Here is a 4730-nt window from a genome sequence, read left to right on the forward strand (position 1 = left end):
TTATAAATTATGCAGTTTTTAATATTCCCACAATCTCTTGGTTCCAATTTCATCTTCTGCAATAATGCCGTTTTTTATACTTTCATTTTTGAGCTCATCATAGAATAACGCATAAGCAGTCATCATGTACGGTATTGTAATGGCAAAACCAATGGAAAAAGTGAATATCGAAATCAATATCCAGCCAATAAAGCTCAAGGTAAGCAAAAAGAGCTCTTTCCTATGTCCTTTCATCATTCTTTTGCTCAAATCCGCCACTTTCCTAATGTCCATTGTAGGATTGTCGGCCAATATAAAAAAGCTCATACTATAATCAAGCGCCTTGAATATTCCCGGCACAATCAATAAAAGCGACCACACTAAAATTAAAAGAGTAGTCCAAATATAAAGTGCTGCAGCGTTTATAAAATACCTAAAACCGTAAAACACATACTTTAAGCTGACACGGTAAGGGTGCTCAGCTGTATCGAGAGTTATTTTTACCTTTTTTCCAAGAGATATTTCCGCTCCAAAAAGATTAAATTTCCCTTTTATCTTTTTTTCCTTTTCTTTATCATTCTTTTCTTTTTTGGTCCTAGGCTCCTTTTCCGCCCTTGCTATACCTAGAAAGTAAATGGTACATCCTAATACTATCGGACCGTTAATTATTAATGACGTCTGCAAGCTCAAACGCCCCAGCAAAAGAAACAACAGAACATAAAACAGCACCACCATTATATACAAAAGTGCCAAATTCGCTCCATTGTTGCTTAGCTGGAATCTCGCTTTCCTTTTTAATCTTCCCAAATCCATCAAACATTACCCCCACATATATCTAATTCATTTTATCTTCGTTCATTCTGCTATTTTATCATATTCTTTAATTCAATACAAAGAAAAAAACTCATAACTTAACCGTAATATACCATTATTTTATGCATTTTTAAGGTATAATTCACTGGCTTAACCCCAAAATAAATAGTATTTATGTCTTCTCTAAGTTATAATAATATTGATATACTTGTTTGCAAATAATAACTCAAAGGATGTGATAAACGTGTCAAAAATCACTTTCCCAAAAGATTTCATATGGGGTTCTGCAACAGCGGCATATCAAATCGAAGGTGCATACAATGAAGATGGCAAAGGTGAATCTGTGTGGGATCGCTTTTCCCATACTCCGGGTAAAATAGCCGACGGTCATACCGGAGATACCGCATGCGACCACTATCATCGTTATGAAGAAGACATCAAAATAATGAAAGAACTCGGCCTTCAGTCATACAGGTTTTCCATCTCATGGCCCAGAATTTTCCCCGAGGGAACAGGTCAGTTAAATCAAAAGGGATTGGATTTCTACAAGCGGCTGACAAATCTGCTTTTGGAAAACGGAATTACGCCGGCAATCACCCTTTACCACTGGGATCTTCCTCAAAAACTTCAGGACAAGGGCGGATGGCAAAATAGAGATACCACCGATTATTTTACAGAATATAGCAGAGAAATATTTAAAGCCTTAGGAGACATTGTTCCGATATGGTTTACTATCAACGAACCCGCAGTTGTGACTATTCTTGGTCATTTATTGGGCGTTCATGCTCCGGGCATAAAAGACCTTCGCACATCCCTGGAGGTTGCTCACAATCTCCTTTTGGCCCACGGCAAAACCGTAAAACTGTTTAGAGAAATGGGAACCGACGGCCAAATAGGGATAGCTTACAATTTATCGTATCATTATCCCGCATCCGAAAAGCCTGAGGATGTTTTAGCAGCAGAGCTGGCGTTCTCAGTGGCGGCAAGATGGTATCTTGACCCTGTGCTAAAAGGCTGCTACCCCGAAAACGCATTGGAGTTTTATAAAAAGAAGGGTATTGAGCTTTCATTCCCTCAGGAAGACCTGAAGATTATCAGCCAGCCAATAGACTTTTTGGCCTTCAACAACTATTCTTCGGAATTTATAAAGCATGATCCGTCCAGTGATTCGGGTTATTCTCCTGCAGAAAACATATTGGAGAAGCTTGAAAAAACAGATATGGACTGGGTTATATATCCTGAAGGTATGTACGATCTGCTTATGCTCCTTGACAGGGATTACGGAAAGCCGAATATAATTATCAGTGAAAACGGAGCCGCCTTTAAAGATGATATAAGCAGTCACGGAAGGATAGAAGACACAAAGAGAATCCAGTATCTTAAGGATTATCTGACCCAAGCTCACAGAGCAATTCAGGACGGTGTAAACTTAAAAGGATATTATTTGTGGTCTCTTATGGACAACTTCGAATGGGCCTACGGGTACAACAAGAAATTCGGTATCGTACATGTAAACTTGGAAACCCAGGAGAGAAAAATAAAAGACAGCGGTTACTGGTATAAGGAAGTCATTAATAACAACGGCTTCTAACTTATACATAAGGAACATAATCATACGGCACAAAACATAAAATGCTAATGTGCATCCGTATCCGAATGTCCATTAGCATTTTAATTTACTCTATAACTCTAAAGCAATATATTTTATTAATATTAATATGCGCGACTTTATTTTTTCTCTTAAGCTCAATCCAGCCCTCCCGACATTCACTTACCACTCCAGATACACCAATATGAAGGAGCATTGACCACAGAGAAAAATACGCAACTATTTTCTTTCCCACATATTGTTTTAAATGACCATCCATTAAAATACCACCCTTCACATTTTTCTGGATAGTTATGTGTTAAATGATTTAAAAATAATATGTAGGGGATTAAGCCAATAAAACTATCCATATATATTTTATCATTAATAACTCATAAATAGAAGCATCTAATAGCTTTTACCCAAACTTATAAGTTCAGTAATGTAAAAACCCTGCAATTTACCTGAATAAATTACAGGGTTTTAGAATGGGGTTTTAATTTATATGGGGTTTTAAGAAAAACCTACCCATTTAACGGGTAAAGTTAAAACCACTTTTATAGACTCGGAATTGTACGTACCAAATATCTCTTTAAGATTGTAGCGTCTGTGGAATCAACTTTTCCGTCATTATTAAGATCCGCAGCTCTCAAGTCATTAATAGGAAGCTCGCGAACAACTTTTAATAAATATCTTTTAAATAATGAATAATCTGTTGAATTAACATTTCCATCGCCGTTTATGTCTCCCTTGATAAACGAACCACTTGGGGTAGGAGTAACCACAGGGGAAGTTGGATTAGAAGTTACTTGCGGCACTCCATCCGGATAGTATTTTACATATTCATACTCTGCTGTTAATGGAGTTCTTCCGTCATATGGCCCCAACCATCCGTCCACACCTGTTCCAGGCCATAAATTCATCATAATTTTACCTGGAGTAACCGGTATATTTCTGGTTCCGCGATAGACTTTTTTACCGTCAACATAAAAGTCTATATAGCCCGGTCTCCACTCAAAACCATATGTATGAAAATCCTGAGAAGCGTCAAATCCTAGATTATAATAATATTCGTTTCCGCCAACCCCGTCCTTGTACCAGTTGAATTGAACTTGAGTTGTGTTTTTACCTAAAATCTCGATATCGATTTCGTCCCATGGATTGTTGTCTGAAGGTCCTGTATATGTGAAGAATGATGAAACAATACCTGTATTCTTTGCAGCTTTCATTCTTACTTCATAATAACCGTATCCGAAAAATGCTTTTGTGCGATATTCACCACTTTTATACGGATATGAACCGCCATATTCCCTGTCAAGGGTTAGAACCATCTTGCCATTGGCAAATGTCACCTGAGAAGGCTTCCAAACACAGTTGAACACGGAGCCGTTTGCCCAATCTGCCTTCTCCCATTGACTGGAGTCAAAATTTGAGAACACTGCAGAAAAGTTTGACTTATTATGAGTAACCGCAGGGGTGGAAGTAACCGCTGGAGTAGAAGTAACCACAGGAGTAGAAGTTGTTTGCGGTACACCGTCAGGATAGTATTTTACATATTCATACTCTGCATTTAAAGGAGTTCTTCCGTCATATGGACCCAACCATCCGTCCACACCTGTTCCAGGCCACAAATTCATCATAATTTTACCTGGAGTAACCGGTATATTTCTGGTTCCGCGATAGACTTTTTTACCGTCAACATAAAAGTCTATATAGCCCGGTCTCCACTCAAAACCATATGTATGAAAATCCTGAGAAGCGTCAAATCCTAGATTATAATAATATTCGTTTCCGCCAACCCCGTCCTTGTACCAGTTGAATTGAACTTGAGTTGTGTTTTTACCTAAAATCTCGATATCGATTTCGTCCCATGGATTGTTGTCTGAAGGTCCTGTATATGTGAAGAATGACGAAACAATACCTGTGTTCTTTGCAGCTTTCATTCTTACTTCATAATAGCCGTATCCGAAAAATGACTTTGTGCGGTATTCGCCGCTCTTATACGGATATGAACCGCCATATTCCTTGTCAAGAGTCAAAACCATCTTCCCATTGGAAAACGACACTTGAGAAGGTTTCCAAACGCAGTTGAACACCGAACCGTTTGCCCAATTCGCCATCTCCCATTGACTGGAGTCAAAATTTGAGAACACTGCAGAAAAAGGTGTAGTTACTACATTTGCAGCTTCCACTTTTGGCAAAGGAGAAGCAAACAGCGGTAAAATCAGCAGCAACAAAGCAGCTAATAGTGAAATTACCCTCTTTTTCATAAGATACCTCCCGAAAAATAAAATAATAATATGATTGTCCCACAAAAAGCTAGAAAATATAAACAAATAGAGCAAAATAT

3 protein-coding genes and 2 pseudogenes are annotated in these 4730 nt (G+C 38.1%); 1 reads left to right on the forward strand and 4 read right to left on the reverse strand.

The genetic code is table 11. The features are described 5' to 3' along the window. Nucleotides 1-18: 18 nt before the first annotated feature. On the reverse strand, nt 19-792 hold the full coding sequence (locus tag PLH43_RS13040) for a DUF975 family protein (RefSeq protein ID WP_324363826.1): 774 nt from the start codon (nt 790-792) through the stop codon (nt 19-21). Nucleotides 793-1036: 244 nt separating this feature from the next. Here PLH43_RS13040 and PLH43_RS13045 point away from each other — a divergent pair, with 244 nt between their 5' ends. Beyond that, nucleotides 1037-2383, forward strand: coding sequence for a GH1 family beta-glucosidase (locus PLH43_RS13045; protein WP_324363828.1), 1347 nt, complete (start codon nt 1037-1039; stop codon nt 2381-2383). Between the two features lie 85 nt (nt 2384-2468). Here the strand turns inward: PLH43_RS13045 and PLH43_RS13050 are convergent, their stop codons facing one another. The 3 genes and pseudogenes from PLH43_RS13050 to PLH43_RS13060 all read right to left on the reverse strand — a co-directional run. Next, nucleotides 2469-2660 (reverse strand): hypothetical protein, encoded by a 192-nt coding sequence (locus PLH43_RS13050; protein WP_324363830.1) that lies wholly within the window; start codon nt 2658-2660, stop codon nt 2469-2471. A gap of 277 nt (nt 2661-2937) precedes the next feature. After that, a pseudogene (locus PLH43_RS13055) lies at nt 2938-3822 on the reverse strand (family 16 glycosylhydrolase); the annotation flags it as partial. Between the two features lie 81 nt (nt 3823-3903). Next, nucleotides 3904-4650 (reverse strand): annotated as a pseudogene (locus PLH43_RS13060) (glycoside hydrolase family 16 protein); the annotation flags it as partial. Between the last annotated feature and the right edge of the window lie 80 nt (nt 4651-4730).

The sequence above is a fragment of the Acetivibrio sp. genome (assembly GCF_035371925.1).
Classification (GTDB): Bacteria; Bacillota; Clostridia; order Acetivibrionales; family Acetivibrionaceae; genus Hungateiclostridium.

Excerpts from the sequence above, each read along its gene's own strand:
- PLH43_RS13040 (WP_324363826.1), bottom strand. The coding sequence starts at position 792 with ATGGATTTGGGAAGATTAAAAAGGAAAGCGAGATTCCAGCTAAGCAAC.
- PLH43_RS13050 (WP_324363830.1), bottom strand. The coding sequence starts at position 2,660 with ATGGATGGTCATTTAAAACAATATGTGGGAAAGAAAATAGTTGCGTAT.